Annotated in this window: 23 protein-coding genes; 9 read left to right on the forward strand and 14 right to left on the reverse strand. The window is 73.4% G+C overall.

Features of this window, described 5'->3' with window-relative positions; genetic code table 11:
• Positions 1 to 78 precede the first annotated feature (78 nt).
• Positions 79 to 714: an MBL fold metallo-hydrolase gene (locus tag AC4H2S_RS20865; RefSeq protein ID WP_491498909.1), complete on the reverse strand. Its 636-nt coding sequence runs from the start codon at positions 712 to 714 to the stop codon at positions 79 to 81.
• Positions 715 to 850: 136 nt separating this feature from the next.
• Between AC4H2S_RS20865 and AC4H2S_RS20870 the strand changes: the two genes are divergently transcribed.
• Positions 851 to 2,050, forward strand: coding sequence for a glycoside hydrolase family 16 protein (locus AC4H2S_RS20870; protein ID WP_491498910.1), 1,200 nt, complete (start codon positions 851 to 853; stop codon positions 2,048 to 2,050).
• A gap of 43 nt (positions 2,051 to 2,093) precedes the next feature.
• Here the strand turns inward: AC4H2S_RS20870 and menD are convergent, their stop codons facing one another.
• Genes menD through AC4H2S_RS20885 form a run of 3 tightly spaced genes read right to left on the reverse strand, consistent with a single transcriptional unit; the run spans position 2,094 to position 5,667 of the window.
• Entirely contained in the window at positions 2,094 to 3,701 is a 1,608-nt protein-coding gene (gene menD / locus AC4H2S_RS20875) for a 2-succinyl-5-enolpyruvyl-6-hydroxy-3-cyclohexene-1-carboxylic-acid synthase (protein WP_491498911.1), read from the reverse strand.
• Positions 3,698 to 4,648: an o-succinylbenzoate synthase gene (locus AC4H2S_RS20880; protein WP_491498912.1), complete on the reverse strand. Its 951-nt coding sequence runs from the start codon at positions 4,646 to 4,648 to the stop codon at positions 3,698 to 3,700. The genes menD and AC4H2S_RS20880 overlap by 4 nt, the downstream gene beginning before the upstream one ends.
• A complete protein-coding gene (locus tag AC4H2S_RS20885) occupies positions 4,648 to 5,667 on the reverse strand; it encodes an AMP-binding protein (RefSeq protein WP_491498913.1) in 1,020 nt (339 codons plus the stop codon). The genes AC4H2S_RS20880 and AC4H2S_RS20885 overlap by 1 nt, the downstream gene beginning before the upstream one ends.
• Positions 5,668 to 5,730: 63 nt before the next feature.
• Here AC4H2S_RS20885 and AC4H2S_RS20890 point away from each other — a divergent pair, with 63 nt between their 5' ends.
• Complete coding sequence (locus tag AC4H2S_RS20890; RefSeq protein WP_491498914.1) at positions 5,731 to 6,018, forward strand: DUF1330 domain-containing protein; 288 nt, start codon at positions 5,731 to 5,733, stop codon at positions 6,016 to 6,018.
• Positions 6,019 to 6,151: 133 nt separating this feature from the next.
• Here the strand turns inward: AC4H2S_RS20890 and AC4H2S_RS20895 are convergent, their stop codons facing one another.
• Positions 6,152 to 6,670 (reverse strand): mycothiol transferase, encoded by a 519-nt coding sequence (locus tag AC4H2S_RS20895; RefSeq protein ID WP_491498915.1) that lies wholly within the window; start codon positions 6,668 to 6,670, stop codon positions 6,152 to 6,154.
• A 25-nt stretch (positions 6,671 to 6,695) separates the two neighbouring features.
• Here AC4H2S_RS20895 and AC4H2S_RS20900 point away from each other — a divergent pair, with 25 nt between their 5' ends.
• From AC4H2S_RS20900 to AC4H2S_RS20920, 5 genes are all read left to right on the forward strand, one after another.
• Positions 6,696 to 6,863 carry a hypothetical protein gene (locus AC4H2S_RS20900; protein ID WP_491498916.1) on the forward strand — a complete coding sequence of 56 codons (168 nt, stop codon included), beginning with the start codon at positions 6,696 to 6,698 and terminating at the stop codon, positions 6,861 to 6,863.
• Positions 6,864 to 6,867: 4 nt separating this feature from the next.
• Positions 6,868 to 8,133, forward strand: coding sequence for a NupC/NupG family nucleoside CNT transporter (locus AC4H2S_RS20905; protein ID WP_491498917.1), 1,266 nt, complete (start codon positions 6,868 to 6,870; stop codon positions 8,131 to 8,133).
• A 117-nt stretch (positions 8,134 to 8,250) separates the two neighbouring features.
• A complete protein-coding gene (locus AC4H2S_RS20910; protein ID WP_491498918.1) occupies positions 8,251 to 9,606 on the forward strand; it encodes an MFS transporter in 1,356 nt (451 codons plus the stop codon).
• Complete coding sequence (locus tag AC4H2S_RS20915; RefSeq protein WP_491498919.1) at positions 9,590 to 10,465, forward strand: 1,4-dihydroxy-2-naphthoate polyprenyltransferase; 876 nt, start codon at positions 9,590 to 9,592, stop codon at positions 10,463 to 10,465. Before AC4H2S_RS20910 ends, AC4H2S_RS20915 begins: the two co-directional genes overlap by 17 nt.
• Before the next feature lie 54 nt (positions 10,466 to 10,519).
• The gene (locus tag AC4H2S_RS20920) at positions 10,520 to 11,776 is read left to right on the forward strand and encodes a GNAT family N-acetyltransferase (RefSeq protein ID WP_491498920.1); all 1,257 of its coding nucleotides are present in this window, start codon (positions 10,520 to 10,522) and stop codon (positions 11,774 to 11,776) included.
• Here the strand turns inward: AC4H2S_RS20920 and AC4H2S_RS20925 are convergent.
• Positions 11,763 to 12,845 (reverse strand): DNA glycosylase AlkZ-like family protein, encoded by a 1,083-nt coding sequence (locus AC4H2S_RS20925; protein ID WP_491498921.1) that lies wholly within the window; start codon positions 12,843 to 12,845, stop codon positions 11,763 to 11,765. The genes AC4H2S_RS20920 and AC4H2S_RS20925 overlap by 14 nt on opposite strands.
• A gap of 39 nt (positions 12,846 to 12,884) precedes the next feature.
• Positions 12,885 to 13,169, reverse strand: coding sequence for a DUF4229 domain-containing protein (locus tag AC4H2S_RS20930; protein ID WP_491498922.1), 285 nt, complete (start codon positions 13,167 to 13,169; stop codon positions 12,885 to 12,887).
• A gap of 36 nt (positions 13,170 to 13,205) precedes the next feature.
• Between AC4H2S_RS20930 and AC4H2S_RS20935 the strand changes: the two genes are divergently transcribed.
• On the forward strand, positions 13,206 to 13,382 hold the full coding sequence (locus AC4H2S_RS20935; protein ID WP_491498923.1) for a hypothetical protein: 177 nt from the start codon (positions 13,206 to 13,208) through the stop codon (positions 13,380 to 13,382).
• On the opposite strand, the gene ccsB is transcribed toward AC4H2S_RS20935, so the two are convergent.
• The 6 genes from ccsB to hemL are packed head-to-tail and all read right to left on the reverse strand — an operon-like array spanning position 13,341 to position 19,351.
• On the reverse strand, positions 13,341 to 14,360 hold the full coding sequence (ccsB, locus tag AC4H2S_RS20940; protein ID WP_491498924.1) for a c-type cytochrome biogenesis protein CcsB: 1,020 nt from the start codon (positions 14,358 to 14,360) through the stop codon (positions 13,341 to 13,343). The genes AC4H2S_RS20935 and ccsB overlap by 42 nt on opposite strands.
• Positions 14,357 to 16,009, reverse strand: coding sequence for a cytochrome c biogenesis protein ResB (resB, locus tag AC4H2S_RS20945; RefSeq protein WP_491498925.1), 1,653 nt, complete (start codon positions 16,007 to 16,009; stop codon positions 14,357 to 14,359). The genes ccsB and resB overlap by 4 nt, the downstream gene beginning before the upstream one ends.
• Complete coding sequence (locus tag AC4H2S_RS20950; protein WP_186340149.1) at positions 16,006 to 16,755, reverse strand: cytochrome c biogenesis CcdA family protein; 750 nt, start codon at positions 16,753 to 16,755, stop codon at positions 16,006 to 16,008. The genes resB and AC4H2S_RS20950 overlap by 4 nt, the downstream gene beginning before the upstream one ends.
• Entirely contained in the window at positions 16,748 to 17,287 is a 540-nt protein-coding gene (locus tag AC4H2S_RS20955) for a TlpA family protein disulfide reductase (protein ID WP_491498926.1), read from the reverse strand. The genes AC4H2S_RS20950 and AC4H2S_RS20955 overlap by 8 nt, the downstream gene beginning before the upstream one ends.
• 29 nt (positions 17,288 to 17,316) lie before the next feature.
• Positions 17,317 to 17,994 (reverse strand): histidine phosphatase family protein, encoded by a 678-nt coding sequence (locus AC4H2S_RS20960; RefSeq protein WP_491498927.1) that lies wholly within the window; start codon positions 17,992 to 17,994, stop codon positions 17,317 to 17,319.
• Position 17,995: 1 nt separating this feature from the next.
• Positions 17,996 to 19,351, reverse strand: a complete 1,356-nt coding sequence (gene hemL / locus AC4H2S_RS20965; RefSeq protein ID WP_491498928.1) for a glutamate-1-semialdehyde 2,1-aminomutase — start codon at positions 19,349 to 19,351, stop codon at positions 17,996 to 17,998.
• Between the two features lie 181 nt (positions 19,352 to 19,532).
• On the opposite strand from hemL, the gene AC4H2S_RS20970 reads away from it, so the two are divergent.
• The gene (locus AC4H2S_RS20970) at positions 19,533 to 20,744 is read left to right on the forward strand and encodes a lytic transglycosylase domain-containing protein (RefSeq protein ID WP_491498929.1); all 1,212 of its coding nucleotides are present in this window, start codon (positions 19,533 to 19,535) and stop codon (positions 20,742 to 20,744) included.
• Between the two features lie 12 nt (positions 20,745 to 20,756).
• On the opposite strand, the gene hemB is transcribed toward AC4H2S_RS20970, so the two are convergent.
• Complete coding sequence (gene hemB / locus AC4H2S_RS20975) at positions 20,757 to 21,752, reverse strand: porphobilinogen synthase (protein ID WP_491498930.1); 996 nt, start codon at positions 21,750 to 21,752, stop codon at positions 20,757 to 20,759.
• Positions 21,753 to 21,763 lie beyond the last annotated feature (11 nt).

A 21,763-nucleotide genomic window follows, 5' to 3' on the forward strand; every position in this document is an offset into this window, starting at 1 on the left:
ACACTCGACGACGCCACAGCGCACTCGCAGGACTCCCACCCATCAGCCGACTGCTACCAACCTGATGGCCAGGTACACCTAGAGGTCCTCGCCGGGCTCGCGACGCACGTAGGCCTGCGAGTCGGGCAGCAGGCTGCCCATGTGGGTGGCGACGAAGTCGAGGCCGATGTCGCTGTAGATGCGGTCGTGGATGGCCAGCGAGGTCGGCGCGCCGACCTCGCGTACGAAGTCGACGGCCTCGCTGAGCTTGAGCCACGGGGCGCTCACCGGGGCGAGCAGCACGTCGACGGACCGGCCGGGCGGGGTGAGCGCGTCGCCCGGGTGGTAGACGCTCGACCCGCCCGACTCCAGGACGTAGCCGGAGTTGTCGAAGCGGTCGTAGTCGGGGTGGATGACCGCGTGCTTCTCGCCCACGACCTCGACCGCCGTGCCGGCGACGTCGAGGCGGTCGCCGGGTCGCACGATCGTGACCCTCTCGGCCACCTCGGGCGCCTGCTCGCGCAGCGCCCGCTCCACGGCGGCGATCGTCCAGACGGGCACGTCGATCCCGCGGAGGTGGTCGGGGTGCACGTGGTCGGCGTGCTCGTGGGTGATCAGCACGGCGTCGGCGCCCTCGAGTGCCTCCGGGTCGGTGAACACCCCCGGATCGATGACGACGACGCCGCCCTCACCCTGCACGCGGACGCAGGCGTGGCCGAACTTCGTGATCCTCATGGGGCGACAGTATGCCTGCCGCGGGCACGCCGAATCGCCGGACTGGTGGGGCGCGAGGTTAGGGTGGGGCAGCCTCCGACGGGTGGAGTGCCCTGGGGGAAACACCGAATCGCACCCGACACGAAGAGAGTCCTATATGTCTGCACGCCGCGTGCTCGCAGGCAGCGCTGCCGCGCTGCTCCTGCCCGCGTCTCTGCTCCTCACGGTCGAGACCGGCTCGGCCACCGACTCCGCGGCGCTGCCCGCGTCGACGTCGGTGACCAAGAAGGCCAACCAGAAGATCTCCCTGGAGGTGCTCCCGCAGATCGTCCAGCAGGGCAAGCGCACCGCCAGCGCCGACCAGGCCAAGGCCGCGGTCACCGCCAGGATCAAGCCGGTCAAGGTCGGCCGCAAGGTCGTCCTCGAGCGCCTCGACGGGACCTCGTGGAAGAAGGTCGGCACCGCCAAGCAGGAGAAGTCGGGCGACGCCAACTTCACCGCCGCGGTCGCCAGCGGTGGCGCCGCCGTGACCTACCGCGTGACGGCCCAGAAGGTCAAGGGCCTCGGGAAGGTCACCAGCGGCAGCGCCGACACCGCGCAGTGGCTGACCCCCACGTTCACCGACGAGTTCTCCGGGAGCTCGCTCGGCCCGGCCTGGAGCATGCGCGGGCAGGACTACGAGCCGGCCAGCAAGCGCAAGTGCTCCAAGGGCGACCCGAAGGCCGTCAAGGTCTCCGGTGGCACCGTGCGCCTGAGCGTCATCAAGGACAAGTCCAAGAAGTCCAAGTGCACCGCCCAGTCGCGCAAGCTCAAGAAGAAGATCTCCTACCGCCTCAACGGCCACATCGGCACCAAGGACGGGTTCTCCTTCAAGTACGGCGTCGCCGCCGCCCGCATCAAGATGCACAAGAGCAAGGGCCAGCACGCGAGCTTCTGGTCGCAGCCGGCCAGCGAGAACGGCCCGGGCAGCGACGGCCACGAGATCGACATCATCGAGTACTTCGGTGACAAGCACCCGCAGGGCGGCCTCACCAGCTTCATCCACTGGTACAAGGGCAAGCGCCTGATCAAGACCGGCTCGTGGATCAAGGACTCGAAGTCGTTCCTGAAGAACAAGCGCGACGGCTGGTCGAAGAACTACCACGTCTTCTCGGTCCAGTGGACGCCGAAGACGATCATCTTCCGCATCGACGGCAAGGAGACCTGGCGCACGTCGGCCCGCGTCTCCAAGGAGCAGCAGTACCTCATCCTGAGCCTGCTCGCCTCCGACTACGAGGCGCTGGAGATGAGCGACAAGAAGCTGCCGCAGCACATGTACGTCGACTGGGTCCGCGTGTGGGAGACCCCGCAGGCCTGATCGACTGCTCGACGCTCGACCACCGGATCCGCGCGTTGGCCCCTCAGGGGGCCAGCGCGCGGATTCTTGTGTCGAGGTCGGCGCGGTTGTCGCGGCGCACGCGCGCCTCGACGACCTCGATCCCCCCGTTGGGCGAGGCGAGGGCCTGCTCGAGCTCGGGCAGGCCGGTGACGCGCAGGTGCGGCACCCGCGCCGCCGCGCAGAGGCTGGCCACGTCGACGCCGTGCGGGGTGCCGAAGAGGGTGTCGAAGCGGTCGGCGTGCTCGGGCGCACCCTGCTCGAGGGTGGCGAAGATCGAGCCGCCGTCGTCGTTGACCACCACGATCGTCAGGTCGGGACGCTCCTCGCGCGGGCCCAGGAACAGCCCCGTGGTGTCGTGGAGGAAGGTCACGTCGCCCATCAGCGCGAGCGCGCGGGTCGACCGCGACCGACCGAGCGCGGCGCCGATCGCGGAGCTGACGGTGCCGTCGATGCCGGCCAGGCCGCGGTTGGCGATCACCTTGCGGCGCCCGCCGACGTCGTAGGGCGCGACCATCAGGTCGAGGTCGCGGATCGGGTTGGAGGCGCCCACCACCAGCAGCCCGCCGGCCGGGAGCGCGCGGCTCACCGCGCCCGCCACCTCGTGGGGCGTGAGATCGGGCTCGGCGGCCAGCAGCCGGTCGAGCGCGCGGGAGACCGACCGGTCCGCGACGCGCCACTCCTCGAGCCAGCCCGGGTCGTCGGTGCCGGCCGCACGGACGCCGTCGTGGGCCTCGACCTCGGCGGCCACCGGGAAGGGACGCCGGGCCCACATCCCGCGCGGCCGCACGGAGACCACCTCGACGTCCTCGCGGGCCAGCAGCCGCGACACGGGGCGCGACAGGGTGGGGTGGCCGAGGACGACCACGCGCTCGACCCGCCCGCCGAGGTCGCCGTCGAGCAGGAGCCGGTAGGTGCGGACCACGGCGTCGCCGGTGCGGCAGCCGCTGCTGGGCTCGGCGAGCAGCGGCCAGCCGGCGCTCTCGGCGAGCTGGCGCGCGGGCGGACCGGCGTCGTCCCCGGCGACGACCACGGTGCGCGGGCCGAGGGCGAGCTCCAGGGGCTGCGGCGCCCGCGGGGCCGCGGGGGCGGGCCACGCCGGCACGTCGCCGCCGTCCCACCCCTCGTCGGGCAGCAGCGGATCGTCGAGCTGGACGTTGAGGTGCACCGGGCGCCGGTGGTCGTGCGTGCGGACGAACGCGAGCAGGTCGTCGAGGTCGGCCGCCGCGACGTCCAGCGTCGGTGCGAACTCGCCGAAGATGCCGCTCTGGTCCGTGGTCTGGTTGGCGCCCGTGCCGCGCAGCCGGGCCGGCCGGTCGGCGGTCACCACGACGAGCGGGACCGCGGCGTGCGCCGCCTCGACCACCGCCGGGAACAGGTTGGCCACCGCCGTGCCGGAGGTGCAGCTCACCGCCGCGGGCCGGCCGCCGACCTTGGCGAGGCCGAGCGCGAGGAAGGCCGCCGTCCGCTCGTCCATCCGCGTGTGCAGGCGCGGGCCGCCGGCCTGCGCGGCGTCGTAGAGGGCGAAGGACAGCGGCGCGTTGCGCGACCCGGGGGCGAGCACGACCTCCGCCACCCGGGCTCCGCGCAGGGCGGTGACGACGTCGCGGGCCAGGCGGGTGGAGGGGTTCACGGGGTCCGATCCTGCCCTACCGACGCGAGCCGCTCGCGCCAGTGGGCGACCCGGTCCGGCGCGGCGGCGAGCCGCGCGAGCGCCGACTCGTCGACCTCGGGCCGCTCGACCCGCAGCATCCCGTCCACCGGGAGCAGCGGCTCGGTGACCACGTCGTCGGTGAGCAGCTGCACCGTCGCCAGCCCGCAGGCGTGGTGCAGCTCGGGCAGCGCGGCGGCCAGGGCGACCCCGGCCGCGATGCCGACGCTCGACTCGATGGCGCTTGACACGACGACGGGCAGGCCGATGTCCTCGGCGATCCGCAGGCACGCGCGCACCCCGCCGAGGGGCTGCACCTTGAGCACGGCGATGTCGGCCGCCTCCAGGTCACGCACCCGGTAGGGGTCCTCGGCGCGGCGGATCGACTCGTCGGCGGCCACCGGCACGTCGACGCGGCGGCGCACGACGGCGAGGTCCTCGACCGCCATGACCGGCTGCTCGACGTACTCCAGGCCCCCGGCGGCGCGGTCGAGGGCGCCGATCGCGCGGACCGCCTCGTCGACGTCCCAGCCGCCGTTGGCGTCGACGCGCACCAGGCCGTCCGGCCCCAGCGCGTCGCGCACCGCCTCGACCCGGGCGAGGTCGTCGGCGAGGCCCTGCCCGCGCTCGGCGACCTTGACCTTCGCGGTGCGGCAGCCGCCGGCGGTGACGATGGCGTGGGCCCGGTCGGGGTCGGTGGCGGGGACGGTGACGTTGACGGGCACCTGGTCGCGGCGCGGCTCCGGCCACCCCTCATCGGCCGCCTCGCGGGCGGCCGCGAGCCACGGGCGCGAGGTGGCGGCGTCGTACTCCAGGAAGGGCGACCACTCCCCCCACCCGGCCGGCCCGCGCAGCAGGACGCCCTCGCGCACGGTGATGCCGCGGAACCTGGTGCGCAGCGGGATCGAGAAGACGTGCAGCTCGTCCATCACAGGCCGTCCCGGATCGCCTGGCGGTCGACCTTGCCGTTGGGCAGCAGCGGCAGGCTCTCGACCCGCCTGAACTCCCGCGGCGCCCACGACCGGGGGTGCACCAGGCTGACCCAGTCGCGCAGCTCGGCCTCGCGGACGTCTCCGACCACGACGGCGACCAGGCGCTGGCCCCACTCGGCGTCGGGGACGCCGAGGACCTCGGCGTCCTCCACCAGCAGGTGCTCGCGCAGCCGCTGGGCGACCGCGGCGGCCGGGATCTTGACCCCGCCGCTGACCACGACGTCGTCGAGGCGGCCGATGATCTCCAGGCGGCCGTCGGCGTCGAGGCGCCCGGCGTCGGAGGTGAGGAACCAGCCGTCCACGACGCACTCCGCGGTCAGCTCCGGGTCGTCGTCGTAGTGGCTGAACAGGGTGGGGCCCGAGATCCGCACGCGTCCCTCGGCGCCGATGGCAACCCCGACGCCGTCGAGGGGCACGCCGTCGTAGACGCAGCCGCCGGAGGTCTCCGAGGAGCCGTAGGTCGCGACGACGCGGACGCCCTGGTCCTCGGCCCTCCGGCGCGCTTCGGGGTCGAGCCCACCCCCTCCGACGAGGACGGCGTGGCAGCGGGCGAGGGCGGCGACCTGCTCGGGGTCGGCGACGATGCGGTGCAGCTGGGTCGGGACCAGGGAGACGAACGCCGGGACGCCGGCGGGGCCGGCCTCGAGCGCGCGCCGGACGTCGAGGCCGTCGAGGACCACTGGCTCGTGGCCGGCGACGAGGGACCGGACGATCACCTGCACCCCGGCGACGTACGACGAGGGGAGCGCCAGCAGCCACCGGCCCGTCGCGCCGAGCCGCCGCGCGGACGCCTCCACGCTCGCCAGCACGGCCCGGCGCGGGATCACGACGCCCTTGGGCCGTCCCGTGGACCCGGACGTCTCGATCAGCAGCGGCTCCGGGCTGTCGGCCTCCAGCCACCGGGAGAGCTGCCTGATCGCGACCGAGGGCTCGTCCGAGGGACGCAGGAGACTCACACCCCGAACGCTAGTCGCTCGGCCGCGCCGGTCGCGACGGGCACACGTCGTAGGGTCGCGCGCATGAGCGCGTACTGGATCACGACCTACACGGCCGTCCACGACCCCGACAAGGTCGCCGCCTACGCCGTGCTCGCCGGCCCGGCGCTCGTCGCCGCGGGTGGGCGGTTCCTCGTGCGGGGCGTGCCGGAGGCGACCTTCGAGAACGGCCGGGCGACGCGCACCGTCGTCATCGAGTTCGAGTCGGTCGAGGCCGCGGTCGCCGCGCACGAGAGCGCGGCCTACCAGGAGGCGCTGCGCGCGCTCGACGGCGGCGCCGACCGCGACATGCGCGTGGTGCCCGGGGCCTGACCGCCGCTCACCCCCGCCGCTCGCCCCGGCGTGTCGGACAGGAGCAAGTCGGGCTGGCGCCGGCGGGCCACGCATACGTCCTCACGCCCCAGCGACTTCGTCCTGTCCGACGCGCCCGGCGCCGCCACGCACCTCACTCCGGCCGGTCGAGCACCAGCCGCTGGCCGCCGTCGGCGAGCTCGCGGCACGCGTCGAGGTGGCCGGCGTGCGTCGCGGTCTCCACCAGCACGTGCAGCAGCACCTCGCGCATCGTCGAGTAGGGCGGCTCCTCGCCCTCGAGCCACCACGCGAGCGGCGACTCCAGCGGCCGACGGGCGATCACCTCGGTCGCGAGCCGGCACTCCTCCTCGTAGGCGCCCAGCACGTCGTCGTCGCTCAGGTCGATCGGCACCAGCCAGCCGTCGTAGCCCACGGGCAGGGCGACCTGCTCGCCGCCGACGGCCGCGCGGAACCACAGTCGCTCGACGTCGTGGGTGAGGTGGTGCACCAGCCCCAGTGGCGTCCACCCGGACGGGAGGGTCGAGGCGCGCCTGTCCTCGATCCGCATCGCCTCGACCTGCTGCCGGACGTGCCGTCGCTTGCTCTCCAGCCAGGCGAGCAGGTCGTCGCGGGTCGCGTCGTTCCGGGTCGTGTCGTGCCGGGTCGTGTCCACGTCATCAGCGTGCCATGGTGGGGGAATGGACGCCTTCCGGCTGATCGTCACCGTCCTCGTCATGGTGGGGGTGGTGGTCGCCATCCTCCTCTTCGAGCGGCGCCGCGCCGACCGCATCACCCGCGACACCGGGCGGATGGCGCGGGGCCGCCCCGAGGGGGAGGCCGACGACGAGGACGGCCGGGCAGGCTAGGGGCATGTCGGACCTGCGGGGGATCCTCGGCCTGGCGGTGCTGCTGCTGATCGCGGTGGCGCTGTCCAGGCACCGCCGCGGCATCTCCTGGCGCACCGTCGGTGTCGCGCTGGCCCTCCAGGTCGGCTTCGCGGCGCTGGTGCTGCGGTGGGGCCCGGGCAAGGACGCCCTCCGGTGGGTCTCCGACGGCGTGGCCGCGCTCATCGGCTACAGCGAGGACGGCACGTCGTTCGTGTTCGGCCCGCTGGTCGAGGTGGGCGACGACAACCAGACGGTCTTCGCCCTCCAGGTACTCCCGGTGATCATCTTCCTGGGCGCGCTGATCGGCCTGCTCTACTACCTGCGGGTCGTGCAGTGGGCCACCTGGCTGCTGGGCGGCGCGCTCTCCAGGCTGCTCGGGATCAGCAAGGTCGAGTCGATGTACGGCGCGACGGTGATCTTCCTCGGCCAGTCCGAGGCGCCGCTGATGATCGCGCCCTACCTGCGCTCGCTGCGCCGCGGACAGCTGTTCACCGTGATGACCGCGGGCTTCGCGGCAGCCGCCGGCTCGACGCTCGTGGGCTACTCGCTGCTGGGCGCTCCCCTGGAGTACCTGCTCGCCGCGACCGTCATGAACGCCCCCGCCTCGCTGCTCATGGCCAAGGTGATGTGGCCCGACAGCACGCCGGAGGACGACGAGCTCGAGGGCGCGACCCCGGTCGACGCCGAGGAGGAGGTCGACGTGCGCGCGGTGCGCGACGAGGAGTCGACCAACGTAATCGACGCCATCGGGCGCGGCACCCTGGCCGGGGCGCAGATCGCGGTCACGGTGGGCGCCCTGCTCATCGCGTTCGTCGCGCTGATCGCGATGGCCGACGGGATCCTGGGCGCCGTCGGCTCCTGGGTCGGCGTGGACGACCTCACCTTCGAGGGCATCCTCGGCTGGTGCCTGGCACCGCTCGCCTGGCTGCTGGGCGTGCCGTGGTCGGAGGCGGCCCAGGCGGGCGGCTGGATCGGCGAGAAGACGGTGCTCAACGAGTTCGTCGCCTTCGCCAGCTTCGGGCCCGAGATCGACAGCCTCTCCCCCGTCACCGTCGCCGTCGTGACCTTCGCGCTGGCCGGCTTCGCCAACTTCGCCTCGATCGCCATCCAGATCGGCGCCCTCGGCTCGCTGCTCCCCGAGCGCCGCGGCGTCATCGCTCAGCTCGGGGTGCGGGCACTGCTCGCCGGCGCGCTCGCCAACCTCGCCAACGCCGCGATCGCCGGGGTCGTGATCGGGATCGGGACGTAGCGGCTCCGCGGCGCGCGTCTCCGTCCCCGGGAGGGTGACCGACGGCACGTCACGACACCGCCCACCGGCCGGAAATGGGAGGACGCGGGGGTGGGCGGCAGGTGACAATTGCCGGCGATGTTCACCGCACTGAAGAACTACGCCACTCCCCCCTCCACCCTCGCCGGACGGCTGTCGGTCCAGTCCCTCCTCTTCGCCTCCGGCGAGGGCACGTTCCTCGCGGGATCGGCCGTGTTCTTCACCCTCGTGGTGGGGCTCTCCCTCGGCCAGGTGGGCATCGGCCTCACCATCGCCGCGATCGCGAGCTTCGTGGTGGCGGTGCCGATGGGCAAGCTCGTCGACCACTTCGGCCCCAAGCGGATGTGGACCCTGTCGGCCGCGGTCCAGGGTGCGCTCTTCCTGGCGTGGCCGTTCATCGACAGCTTCCCCGAGTACGTCGCGCTGGCCGTCGCGATGGAGGTCGCCGGCACCCTCGGCGGCACGGCGCACGGGGCGTACGTCATCGACATCCTCCCCCCGTCGGAGCGCGTGGAGTCGCGCGCCTACCTCTACTCCGCGCTCAACGTCGGCTTCAGCGTCGGCGCGTTCCTCGGGGCGGGAGCGATCGCGTTCGGCACCGAGGCGCTGCGGTGGGCGCCGCTCGTGAGCGCGGTGCTGTTCCTGTGCAACAGCGCCGCCATCCCCCGACTGCCCGACGCCACCCACGACGTCCGCAGCTCCGAGCCGCGGGCCAAGCCGGAGGGCATCCCGGCGATCCGCAACCGCAGCTGGATCGCCGTCACCTTCTTCACCGGTGTCATGTGGACCAACCAGGTGCTGCTCCACACGGTCATCCCGGTGTGGCTGGTGACCGAGACCGACGCCCCCAAGGTGCTGGTGGCGGTGCTCTTCGGCACCAACACGGTGATGTGCATCGTGCTGCCGCGCATGGCGTCGCGTGGCATCCGCGACGTCACGACCGCCCTGCGCGCCGTCCGCCTCTCCACGGTCTTCTTCGTCCTGACCTGCCTGGTCACCCTGGCCACCCACGAGACGACCGGGTGGCTCACCATCGTGCTGTTCTTCCTCGGCCACGTCGTCCTGACCTGGGCCGAGCTCTTCCTCTCCGCATCGGGATGGACGCTCGAGGCCGAGCTGATGGACCCCCGTCGCCGCGGTGACTACCAGGGCGTCTCGGAGCTCGGCAGCACCCTCGGACGGTTCTGGGCGCCCGCGCTCTACGGCTTCCTCGCGATGGAGTGGGGAGCCTTCGGATGGCTCACGATCGCCGTGATCGTCGTCGTCGGCGCGGCCGGGCTGCACGTGTCCGCGCACGCAGGCCGGCGCTTCCTCGAGCAGCACGTGCCCGCCGACGTGCTGGCCGACGCGCGCGCGGACGGGCCTGCGCCGGAGGACGCGGCAGCCGGCGGGCCGCCCACGATGCTCGAACCCGACGCGCCCCTGCCAGAATCCACCGGTGACCTCCTCCGCTGACTGGCTCGCCGGCGCCCGGCCGCGCACCCTCCCCGCGGCGGTCGCGCCCGTGCTCGCCGGCACCGGCGTCGCGGCGTACGTCGACCACGCCGTGTGGTGGAAGGCGCTGCTCGCCCTCGTGGTGAGCCTGGCGCTGCAGGTCGGAGTCAACTACGCCAACGACTACTCCGACGGCGTCCGCGGCACCGACGCCGACCGGGTCGGCCCGATGCGCCTCGTCGGCTCGGGGGCGGCGTCGCCGGGCGCGGTCAAGGCAGCCGCCTTCACCGCCTTCGGCGTGGCCGCGGTCGCCGGACTGGTCCTCGCCGCCACGACCGCGTGGTGGATCGTCGCGGTCGGGGTCGTGTGCGTGGTGGCCGCGTGGTTCTACACCGGCGGGCAGCGGCCCTACGGCTACCTCGGCCTCGGCGAGGTGATGGTCTTCGTCTTCTTCGGCCTGGTGGCGGTCGTCGGCACCACCTACGTCCAGACCCGGACCTGGGAGTGGCCGGCGCTCTACGCCGGTGTCGGCATCGGTGCGCTGGCGTGCGCCATCCTGGTCGCCAACAACCTCCGCGACATCCCGACCGACACCGTCGCCGGCAAGCGGACGCTGGCGGTGCGCCTCGGCGACGAGCGCACCCGCTACGCCTACGCGTTCCTGGTGCTGGTCGCCGCCGCCGCGGTCGTGGCGGTCGCGGCCGCCACCACGTGGTGGGCGCTGGTCGGCCTCCTCTTCCTGGCGCGTGTCGCCGCCCCGACGCGAGCCGTCCTCCAGGGGACCGCGGGACCGGCCCTGATCCCGGTGCTGGCCGCGACGGGCGCCGCCGAGCTGCTCTGGTCGCTCCTGGTCGCCGGTCCGCTGCTCCTGCTCTCCTGACGAGCGCCGTCAATCCGTTGGCGGGGCGCCACCCGCGCTGACTAGCGTTGAGGCGTGGACTACGACTTCGCCATCCTCGACCTCTCCGACGACGCGGAGCCGGCCGTCGCACGACTCCGTGGCTGGGTCGGCGCTGTGCTGCGCGGCTTCCGCGACCCCCGACCCGACGACGAGCTGGTCGACCGGTGGATCGGGCACTACCGCACGGACCGGGTCACGGTCCGGGGCGCCTGGCTGCCCGACGGCGAGCTCGGCTCCGGCCCGATGCCCGTCGCGACCTACGCCAGCCTCGACAAGACCCTCAACGCCGGCCGCGAGCTGCTCCCGCTGCGGATGATCACCGACGTCACCACCAGCCCGGCGCACCGTCGCCGCGGCCTGCTGCGGCGGATGATCGAGGCCGACCTCGCGGACGCGGTCGAGCAGCAGATCCCGGTCGCGGCACTGACCGCGTCCGAGGCCACGATCTACGGCCGGTGGGGCTTCGGTCCGGCGACGTTCCAGCACGGCGTCGAGGTCGACACCTCGCCCGGCTTCGCCTTCCGGTCCTTCGTCGACCCCGGCCGCGTCGAGCTGCTCGAGCCGGTCGACGCCTGGCCCCACGTCGAGGCGGTCTTCACCGCCTTCCACGCCCGTCAGCGCGGGTCGGTGGAGTGGCCCACGCAGTACGAGGACATGCACTCCGGTGCCTACGACTTCAACGGCAGCGGCAGCAACCGCAAGATCCGCACCGCCGTGCACGTCAGCGACGACGGGCACGTCGACGGCTTCACCATCTACAAGCACGGCGAGAAGGACTCCGTGCGGGTGGACGAGATGGCCGCGCTCAGCACCCCGGCGCGGCTCGGGCTGTGGTCGTTCCTCGCCGGCCTCGACCGGGTCAGGACCGTCGAATTCAGCCTGTTCCACCCGCAGGACCCGCTCATGTGGGCGCTGACCGACCTCAACCGGGTGCGCACCACCAAGCTGGGGGAGTTCCTGTGGCTGCGCGTCCTCGACGTCCCGCGCGCGCTCGCGGCGCGCCCGTGGGCGGCGGACGGGACGGTCGTGCTCGAGGTCGACGACCCGCAGGGCCACGCGGCCGGCAGCTTCGAGCTGACGTCGGCCGCCGGCGTCGCCACGGTCGTCCCCACCGACGGGGCCGGCGAGGTCCGGGTCACCGCCGAGACCCTGGGCTCGCTGTTCCTCGGCGCGGTGCCGGTGCTCCAGCTGCGCCGCGCCGGGCGCGTCGAGGGCACCGACGAGGCCGTACGGCGCTTCGCCGCGATGGCCGACCTCGACGAGCAGCCCTACAACCTCACCGGGTTCTGAGCTCGAGGTCGGCGCCGAGGAGCGAGCCGAGGCGGTCCGCCTCGGCGGCCAGGTCCGGGGACAGCGGCGCGTCCACCTCCAGCACGTCGCCGCGCACCCGCCACGTCCCGGCGACGGTGCCGTCGACCACGACCGGGGCGGCTCCGCGGGTCATCGCCGGTCGGAGGGCGGGCGGCACCACCCACGTGTCGTCGGTGCCCGGCCCCACCACCCAGGCGTCCTTGCCGGGCAGCAGCACCACGGTCGGCTCCCGCCGCGCCGACGCGAGGTCGTCGGCGTGCGCGGCGAGCAGCCACCGCCTCTCCCCCTCGACGTCGGCCTCGACGAGGTCGTCGCCCACCTGGTCCCACCACCGCTCGAGGCGCCGGCGACCGGCGCTGAGCCCGCCGCCGAGCCAGCGCTCGACGTGCACCGGCGTGGTGGGGCCGTAGGCGTCGACGTACTCCAGCACGGCCCGCGGGCCGGCCTCGTCGAGGTCGGGGACACCGGCCCACCCGGGCGCGGCCGCGGGGCTCTGGAGCTCCAGCGCCGACAGGTCCGGGCCGAGCACGACGTCACCCTGCCACGCGAAGGGCTTGAGGAAGGTGTGGTTGGGCTCGGCGAACTCGCGCGCCAGGTGGGCGAAGCGCGCCGAGCCGGCGAGCACGTCGGCGACCGCCTGCGGGGCGACGGGCCCGTCGGCCACGACCTCGCGGACGATCGCGCGCAGGTCGGGCCAGTCCTCGGGCGCGAGCCGGTAGTGCTCGACCCAGCTCCGCAGCGCCCACTGCCGCCCCGCCGAGCGGAGCGCGAGGTAGGCGCCGGCGGTCTCGGGCGCCATCAGCTGCACCGACCCGCGGAACGAGAAGGTCCGCACGAGCCGGCCGTCGGCCAGCGCCCGCTGCACCTCCCCCGGCGCACCGGGCGCGGCCAGGCGCCGGCGCACGGACAGGTCGGGGTCGGAGCCGAAGACCGACACCGCGGCCAGCGTCCGGACGACGTCAGTGGTGTCGGCGGCGCCGGCGAGCAGGTGCTGGCGGCCCAGGCGCCACGCGAGAGCCCGGCGCCGGTCCACCCGCAGCGTCGCCATGGCTCCGTCCGCCTCTCGCCGACTCCGGGCCGTTGCCGGTCAGTCGCGCTCGGCGCCGGGACGTTCCTCGTCCTCGCGCGCCTTGCGGGCCTCGAAGGCCGCCGACGCCCGCGAGGCGCGCTCCTCGACGCGGCGGGCGAAGGCCTCGCGCTGGCGGTCGAGGATGAAGTAGGACGCGATGCCGGACATCAGGAAGGCCGCGATCACGGCCCAGAACAGGTTGTAGCGGCCGTCGAGGAACAAGGCCATCAGGCCGACGACGACGCCGAACGAGGCCAGGAACAACAGGATCCGCATGGCGGTGTAGACGACGAACTCCTTCACGACACCAGACTAGGCGCCCCCCACTACATTGGAGGAATGCTGAAGGTCCTGCTCGTCGTCGCCGCCATCGCGATCGTCGTGTGGTTCCTGGTCAAGCTGACGCTGCGCCGCCTCGACGGCGGCACGACGCCGCGCCCGCGGGTGATCGGCCCCGACGACGACCCCGACTTCCTACGCGGACTCGACCGTCCGCGCGACCCCGACGACGACTGACGTCTCCGGCGCGGCGCCCTCGGCGTACGAGTGCTGGCTGGTGGTGCTGAAGAAGTTGATGCCGATGAAGTTGAACCACAGCGTCGCCACTCCCACCAGCGCCAGGATCGCGGCGTTGCGCCCGCGCCAGCCCGCGGTCGCGCGGGCGTGCAGGTAGGCGGCGTAGACCACCCAGGTGATGAAGGCCCACACCTCCTTGGGGTCCCAGTTCCAGTAGGCGCCCCACGCCTGGTGTGCCCAGATGGGCCCGGTGATGAGGACCGCGAAGGTCCACACCGGGAAGCCGAACGCGTGCATCCGGTAGGACAGCCGGTCCAGCACCTTGGGCTCGGGCACCCGGGCGAGGTAGCCGGTGGTGGCCGTCGAGCGGGCCTTGACCAGGTAGAGCCCCGAGAGGAGCGCGCCGATGGTGAACGCTCCGGTCGCGATGACGGCCGAGACCACGTGGATGACCAGCCACGGCGAGTTCAGGGCGTCGGGCAGCGGGAGCAGGGCGTCGTCGAGACCGAGGAACGCCGCCATGAGCGCCGCCACGACGAACGTGCTCACCAGGGGGCCGAGCCACTGGACGTCGAGGCGCAGCGTGGAGAGCACGAAGATCAGGGCCACCACGAAGGTGCCGGAGATCGTGAACTCGTACATGTTGCCCCACGGCACCCGGTTGGGGTCTGCCGCGAGGCCGCGCGCGACGAGGGCGACGAGGTGGACGGCGACGGCGAACGTCGTCAGCACCAGCCCGAGGCGTCCGGCCACCTCGGAGCGGCGACCGGCATCGACAGCCTCCGTGGTGGGGCCCGCGCCCACGGCCTCGGTGCGGGGGCCGACACCGACCTCGACGCCGGCGGCCACCGGCTCGGCCTTGCCCGCTGTGCGCAGGCTGGCCAGCTCGAAGAAGTAGGCCAGCATGGCGAGGAAGTAGAGCACCGCGGCGGCGATGACGCCCTGGTAGCTGAACACCTCCCACTGTGCGTCGGTCACGACTGCTCCTCATCCTTGGTGCTGCTCGTCTGGGTGGTGCCGGTCGGGCGCCGCAGGTCCTCCACGATCGCGGCCAGCTCTGCGGCGCCGTCCTCGGGGTCGCCGGCCGACGACCGGTCGAGCCGCGCCAGCTCCACCAGTGTGCTCCCGTCGTCCTGGCGACGCGCGCGGACCCACAGGCGCCGCGGGCGCACGAAGAGCGAGCCCAGCAGTCCCACCAGCGCCAGGACCACTCCGGCCAGGGCGACCAGCTTGCCCGGCGAGCGGCTGATCTGGATCTTGTTCCAGCGCTGGAGCCCCTCGAACGTCACGGTGCCGAGGCCGTCGGGGAGCGTGGCGCTCTCGCCGGGGCGCAGGTCGAGCCGGAGGGGCTGGCCGTCGGCCTTCAACACCTGGGTGGCGTCGGCCTTGTCGAGGACGTAGACCGACGAGGCGCTGCCGTCGACGAGGCCGAGGTCACCGGTCCACACGCTCAGCGAGAGGAGCGGGTCGACCGCGTCGCCCCACACCGAGGCGGGCATGGTCAGGTTTCCGTCGGCGTCGCGGCCCATCGCGAAGGTCGGGTAGAAGGCGCCCTCGAGCCCGATCTGGCCCGGGCGCGCGAACGGCGCCTTGACCACGCCGAACGACTCGAAGGTCTGCGCGTTGGTGGGCAGGAACACCACGGGGCCGCTCTTGGCGACCTTGCCCTCCCCGTCGCGGATCGTGATCACGGGCGCGTAGCCGTGCCCGATGAGGAAGACGTCGGTGCCGCCGATGGTCAGCGGGTGGTTGACCTTGAGGTCGTAGCTCTCGGTCTCGCCGCCGGGCTCGGTCTCGTAGTCGATCCTGGCGACGAACTCGCGGGCCATGCCGGCCCGCTTGCCCTCGGTGAGCCAGTCCACGTCGAAGTCGGTGATGCTGAAGGAGAACGGCTCCATCACGTCGGGGTCGAAGAGCGAGCCCGGGGCGAAGTCGTCGTACTGGGTGAGGTTGTTGGAGAACCCGTAGTCGTCGCCGTTGAGCAGGATCACGCCGCCCTTGTAGCCGAACAGGCTCCCGGCGGCCACGCCCACCAGCACGATGATGACGGCGAGGTGGAACAGCAGGTTGCCGGCCTCGCGGAGGTGTCCGCGCTCCGCCGCGACCGCGTCGGACTCGCCGGCGGCGTGGTCCACGCGGAAGCGGCGCCGCCTGATCACCTCGGCGGCCCGGGCAAGCACGACGTCGGGGTCCTCGTCGGTGGTGTACGACGTGCTCTCCGGCAGGCGCGAGAGGTGGCGGGGCGCCCTGGGCGGGCGGGCGCGCAGGGCGCGGGCGTAGACGAACAGGCGCGGGATGATGCAGCCGACCAGCGAGATCATCAGCAGGATGTAGATCGCGGCGAACCACACCGAGCCGTAGACGTTGAACAGGTCGAGCCGCTCCCAGATCGGGGCGAGCTGCGGGTGGTTGTCGCGCCACTGGCTGACGGCCAGTGAGTCGATGTTCTCCTGGGGGATCACCGATCCGGGGATCGCGGCGAGCGCGAGCAGCAGGAGCAGCACGAGGGCGGTGCGCATCGAGGTGAGCTGGCGCCACGTCCACCGGCCGAGCTCGCGGGCCGTGAGGTCGGTGGGCAGCGCGGTGGCCTGGCGGTCGTCGGAGGGCCGCTGCTGGAGGTCGGTCACACCGGCACCGCGAATCCCTGGACGACCTGCAGCTGGAGCCACTGGACGATGCGGTCCCACCAGCCGGTCACGAGCAGGATGCCGACGGCGATCATCATCACTCCGCCGAGGCGCACGACCAGCACCTGGTGGCGCCGGATGACGGCGAACGCGCCGAGCATGCGGCGGTAGGCGAGGGCGGCGGCGATGAAGGGCAGGCCGAGGCCGAGCGCGAAGACGGCCGACAGCAGCGCGCCGCGACCGGCGGTGGCCTCGTTGACCGAGAGCACGTTGATCGCCGCCAGCGTCGGCCCGACGCAGGGCGTCCAGCCGACGCCGAAGAGGAAGCCGAGCAGCGGCGCCGCGGCGAGCCCCACGGCGGGCACCTTGTGGATGCGCCAGTCGCGCTGGAGGAAGCCGAAGGCGCCCAGGAACGCGACGCCCAGCAGGATCGTGATGACGCCCAGCACCAGGTTGAGCTGACGGGTGTGGGTGAACAGCCACGCCCCGGCGGCACCGGTGAGGCTGCCCAGCAGCACGAAGACGACCGAGAAGCCGAGCACGAAGAGCGTCGCGCCCAGCACCATGCGGCTGCGGCGGGCCTGGTCGAGCTCGCCGCCGGAGATGCCGGTGGCGTAGGACAGGTAGCCCGGCAGCAGCGGGATGACGCAGGGGCTGAAGAACGAGATCAGGCCGGCGGCGAGGGCGACGGGCAGGGCGAGCACCATCGACCCGGACAGGGCCGTCTCCTGGAACCAGTCACTCATCGAGCACCGCCTCGACGAGCGAGACCAGCGTCTGGGTGGTGGGGACCCGGCCGTTGACCGAGGCGGCGACGCGGCCCTCGCGGTCGAGGACGACCGTGCTGGGGATCGACCGGGGCGTCAGCGTGCCCGCGAACGGCAGCAGGGCGGCGCCGTCGGCGGAGTAAACTGAGGGGTAGGGCACCTCGAGGTCGCGGACGTAGGCGGCCGCGTCGTCGCGCGAGGCGTCGCGGATGTTGAGGCCGAGGAACGCCACGTCGTCGCCGAGCGCCTCGGCGGCCTCGTTGAGGTCGGGCTGCTCGCGGATGCACGGCGGGCACCAGGACGCCCACACGTTGACCACGACGGGCGTGCCGCGCAGGTCGGCGAGGTCGACCTCCGCGCCGTCGAGGTCGGTGCCGGTCAGCGAGACCGGCTCGCCACGGTCGGCGGGGGCCACCTCGGTCGGGACGCCGGTGCCGGAGATGTAGCCCTTGTCGCCGGTGCCGGACAGGCTGGAGCAGCCCACCAGCGCGAGCAGGCAGGCGAGGCCCACGAGGGGCCGCAGGAGGGCGCGGACGAGCTTCAGGGCCGGTCCTCCCGGGGTGCGCCACCGGCCGAGAACGGGGCGGACCGGTCGGCCACGGGGATCAGGTCGCCGGCCGGCTCGGAGTAGCGCAGCTGCACCATCCGGTCGTCGTCGAACACGACGCTGGTGAGCGAGCACAGCGTGCACTGGCGGGTCTTGGGGTGGTGGAGGTAGCTGCGCTTCTCCAGGAACAGCCGCGTCGTCCAGATCGGCAGCTGGTGGGAGACCACCACCGCCTCGTGGCCGACGGCCGCGTCGCGGGCGTCGTGCACCGCCGCCACCATCCGCCCGGCGATCTCGTCGTAGGGCTCGCCCCACGACGGCCGGAACGGGTTGTACATGTAGCGCAGCAGGCCGGGGCGCTTGACGAACGTCATCGCGCCGGCGCTGAAGTTGACGCCCTGGAACTTGTTGCCGGACTCGATCACCCGCGGGTCGATCTGCGGGGTGATGCCGAGCCGGGCCGCGAGGGGCGCCAGGGTCTCCTGGGCCCGCTCCAGCGGCGACGTGCGCAGGTGGACGATGTCGCGGTCGCCGATCGTCGCGGCGACGCGACGTGCCATCTGCTGGCCGAGCTCGGAGAGGTGGAACCCGTCCATCCGGCCGTAGAGCACGCCGTCGGGGTTGTGGACCTCACCGTGGCGCAGCAGGTGGACGATCGTCTGGACGCCCATGTCAGTGACCTCCCGCCGCGGCGGCCGCGGCCGCGGCGGCAGGCAGGGCCTCGACGATCGTGGAGACGGCCCGGTCGTCGTGGGCGGTGGAGACGAACCACGCCTCGTAGGCCGAGGGGGGCAGGTAGACGCCGCGGTCGAGCATCGCGTGGAAGAACGCCGCGTAGGCCGCGGTGTCCTGCCCGCTCGCCTCGGTGAAGTCGCGGACCGGCGCGTCGCGGAAGAACACCGAGAACATGGTGCCGGCCGTCTGGACCACGTGCGGGACGCCGGCCGCCTCGAGGTGCTCGGCCACGGCGGCGCGGATCGCCTGCGCGGTGGCGTCGAGCTGCTGGTAGACCTGCGGGGTCGCGAGCCGGAGCGTGGTGAGCCCGGCCGTGGTCGCGACCGGGTTGCCCGAGAGCGTGCCGGCCTGGTAGACGCGGCCCTCGGGCGCGAGGTGGGCCATCAGGTCGGCCCGGCCACCGAACGCCGCGGCCGGGAAGCCGCCGCCCATCACCTTGCCGAAGGTCATCAGGTCCGGCGTCCAGCCCTCGATCGCCCCGTCGAGCCCCCAGCCGCCCTGTGCGGTGGCCCGGAAGCCGGTCATCACCTCGTCGCTGATGAACAGCGCGCCGTGGGCGCGGCAGGTCTCGGCGAGGAACGCGTTGAAGCCCGGGGCCGGCGGGACGACGCCCATGTTGCCCGGCGATGCCTCGGTGATCAGGCAGGCGATGCGCGGTCCGTGGACCTCGAAGGCCGCCCGGACCGCCTCGCGGTCGTTGTAGGGCAGGACGAGCGTCTCGGCGGCGGAGGTGGCCGGCACGCCGCTGGTGCCGGGCACCGCGAGCGTCGCGACGCCGGAGCCGGCCTCGGCCAGCAGCGGGTCGACGTGGCCGTGGTAGCAGCCGGCGAACTTCACGACGAGGTCGCGCCCGGTGGCCCCGCGGGCCAAGCGGATGGCCGACATGGTGGCCTCGGTGCCGGAGGAGACGAGGCGGACCCGCTCGACCGGCGTGCGGGCGACGATCTCCTCGGCCAGCTCGACCTCGGGCTGGGTGGGGGTGCCGTAGGACGTGCCGCGCGCCACGGCGGCCGCCACGGCGGCCTGCACCTCGGGGTGCGCGTGGCCGAGCAGCATCGGCCCCCACGAGCAGATCAGGTCGACGTACTCGTTGCCGTCGGCGTCGGTGAGCCAGGCCCCGGACGCGGAGGTGATGAAGCGCGGAGTCCCGCCGACCGCGGTGAACGCGCGGACCGGCGAGTTCACACCGCCGGGCGTCACGGCACGGGCACGCTCGAACCAGGCCTCACTGGCCGCGGTGGTCGTCGAGGCGGTGGTCGCGGGGGTGGTCGCGGAGGTGGTCGCGGGGGTCACCGGGTCATTGTCACGCAGGGGTGCAAGGGAAACCCAGTCGGTGCAGACGCCGGGCAGCCGGGTGTGGGTTGGCGCACAGCCCTCGCGCGCGTAACTTGGGAGGACGAATCGTCGTCGGCGAGGTGTGGACGTGCCCGGAGGGGGCACCGTGACACCACGCCGACCAGGGGGAGTCCACGACATGTCGAGTCCGGGTCGACTGCACCGAGCGATCGCCATCATCCCGCTGGCGGTGCTCTCCGCGGCGTGGACGGCGAGCCTCACCGGTGCCGGCGTCGGCACCGCGACCGCCGACCCCGACGGATCCCGCACCCTCCCCGACGGCACCGTCCTGCCCGAGGCGGCCATCGAGGCACCCGCCAGCGTGGGCGACGCCGCGAGCCGCTCCGCGACCCTCTCCCCCGGCACCGCGGGCGACATCCCGCAGGCCGCGCTGTCGGCCTACCAGCGCGCCGAGGCCGTGATCAACGAGGCCGACCCGGCGTGCAACCTGCCGTGGGAGCTCATCGCGGCCATCGGGCGCGTCGAGTCCGACCACGGCCGCTTCGGGGGCAGCTCCCTCGACGACGCCGGCGTGGCCCGCCCCGGCATCTTCGGTGTCGCGCTCGACGGCACCGACGACACGCAGCGCATCGTCGACACCGACGCCGGGCAGTACGACGGCGACACCCGCTTCGACCGGGCGGTCGGCCCGATGCAGTTCATCCCCTCGACTTGGTCGGTCGTCGGCGTGGACGGCGACGCCGACGGCACCCGCGACCCGCAGGACGTCGACGACGCGGCGCTCGCCACGGCCGTCTACCTCTGCTCCGGCGACGACGACCTGTCGGGCGAGCAGGGCCAGCGGGCCTCGGTCTACCGCTACAACCACTCCAACGACTACGTCGACCTGGTGCTCGAGGTCATGCAGGCCTACCTCGACGGCGACTTCAGCGCCGTCCCGGGCCTCCCCCTCTCCCCCGGCACGGTCGACGCGTCCCCGAGCACCACCTCGACCGGCGGCCCCGGCCGAGGCGGCGGCCAGGACGGCGGGAAGGGCGGCGGGAAGGGCGACGGCGCGGACGGCGGCCAGGGCGTCGACAACGGCGGCGGCGGGGGCGGGGGCGGCGACACCTCGCCCACCAAGGACCCGACGCCCACCCAGACGCCGACCCAGTCCCCCACGCAGACACAGACGCCGACGCAGACGCCCACGCAGTCGCCGACCAAGGACCCGACGCCGACGCCGACCCCTGTGCCCACGACGGTCCCGACGAGCCTGCCCACGCTCGTCCCGACGCTCCCGACCGAGCCGATCGGTCAGACGCTCACGTGGGCGCAGGCCCACGCCCAGTGCCTCGTGTCCAGCCCGCTCAACCTCGAGGCCTGCATCGCGGCCCTGCTCAACCCCTGACCGGGCCAGCGGTCAGCGGCGCAGCAGGCGGGCCGCCTCGGCGGCCCAGTAGGTGAGGATCACGTCGGCGCCCGCGCGGCGGATCGAGGTGAGCGTCTCCCAGATGGCCGCCTCCCGGTCGATCCAGCCGTTGGCGGCGGCGGCCTCGAGCATGGCGTACTCGCCGGAGACGTTGTAGGCGGCGACGGGCACGTCGACCGCGTCGCGCACCCGGCGCACCACGTCGAGGTAGGGCAGGGCCGGCTTCACCATCACGATGTCGGCACCCTCGGCGACGTCGAGGAGCACCTCCCGCACGCCCTCGACCGCGTTGGCCGGGTCCTGCTGGTAGGTGCGCCGGTCGCCCACCAAGGAGGAGTCCACGGCCTCGCGGAAGGGGCCGAAGAAGGCAGAGGCGTACTTGGCGGAGTAGGCCAGCACCGAGACGTCGCTGTGCGCGGCCACGTCGAGCGCGCGGCGCACCACCGCGACCTGGCCGTCCATCATCCCGCTCGGGCCGACCATGTCGACGCCGGCCGCGGCCTGCGCGAGGGCCATCTGCGCGTAGGCCGCGAGGGTCTGGTCGTTGTCGACCTCGCCGTCGGGCGTCAGCAGGCCGCAGTGGCCGTGGTCGGTGAACTCGTCGAGGCACAGGTCGGACATCACGGTGAGCTCGTCGCCCACCTCGGCCACGACGTCGGTGATGGCGAGGTTGAGCACCCCGCCCGGGTCGATCGCCCCGGAGCCCGTCGCGTCCTTGTGCTCGGGGATGCCGAAGAGCATCACGCCGCCGAGGCCGAGCTCGGCCGCCTCGGTGACCGCCTGCTTGAGGGAGTCGCGCGAGTGCTGCACGACGCCGGGCATCGAGGAGATCGGGTGCGGCTCGGCGAGGCCCTCGCGCACGAAGACCGGCAGGACGAGCGAGCTGGGCACGACATGGGTCTCGGCGACCATCCGGCGCAGCGCCGGCGTGCGTCGCAGCCGCCGGGGGCGGATGGTCGGTCCTTGGACGTGGTGGTCGTCGGTCACGGGTCCATCCT

Source organism: Nocardioides sp. Z13_37, from assembly GCF_058355585.1.

What these genes read in the sequence shown, in the direction of transcription:
- AC4H2S_RS20865 (WP_491498909.1), bottom strand. Translation starts at nt 714, where the DNA reads ATGAGGATCACGAAGTTCGGCCACGCCTGCGTCCGCGTGCAGGGTGAG.
- AC4H2S_RS20870 (WP_491498910.1), top strand. Translation starts at nt 851, where the DNA reads ATGTCTGCACGCCGCGTGCTCGCAGGCAGCGCTGCCGCGCTGCTCCTG.
- AC4H2S_RS20880 (WP_491498912.1), bottom strand. Translation starts at nt 4,648, where the DNA reads ATGGACGAGCTGCACGTCTTCTCGATCCCGCTGCGCACCAGGTTCCGC.
- AC4H2S_RS20890 (WP_491498914.1), top strand. Translation starts at nt 5,731, where the DNA reads ATGAGCGCGTACTGGATCACGACCTACACGGCCGTCCACGACCCCGAC.
- AC4H2S_RS20900 (WP_491498916.1), top strand. Translation starts at nt 6,696, where the DNA reads ATGGACGCCTTCCGGCTGATCGTCACCGTCCTCGTCATGGTGGGGGTG.
- AC4H2S_RS20905 (WP_491498917.1), top strand. Translation starts at nt 6,868, where the DNA reads ATGTCGGACCTGCGGGGGATCCTCGGCCTGGCGGTGCTGCTGCTGATC.
- AC4H2S_RS20910 (WP_491498918.1), top strand. Translation starts at nt 8,251, where the DNA reads ATGTTCACCGCACTGAAGAACTACGCCACTCCCCCCTCCACCCTCGCC.
- AC4H2S_RS20925 (WP_491498921.1), bottom strand. Translation starts at nt 12,845, where the DNA reads ATGGCGACGCTGCGGGTGGACCGGCGCCGGGCTCTCGCGTGGCGCCTG.
- AC4H2S_RS20935 (WP_491498923.1), top strand. Translation starts at nt 13,206, where the DNA reads ATGCTGAAGGTCCTGCTCGTCGTCGCCGCCATCGCGATCGTCGTGTGG.
- AC4H2S_RS20950 (WP_186340149.1), bottom strand. Translation starts at nt 16,755, where the DNA reads ATGAGTGACTGGTTCCAGGAGACGGCCCTGTCCGGGTCGATGGTGCTC.
- AC4H2S_RS20960 (WP_491498927.1), bottom strand. Translation starts at nt 17,994, where the DNA reads ATGGGCGTCCAGACGATCGTCCACCTGCTGCGCCACGGTGAGGTCCAC.
- AC4H2S_RS20970 (WP_491498929.1), top strand. Translation starts at nt 19,533, where the DNA reads ATGTCGAGTCCGGGTCGACTGCACCGAGCGATCGCCATCATCCCGCTG.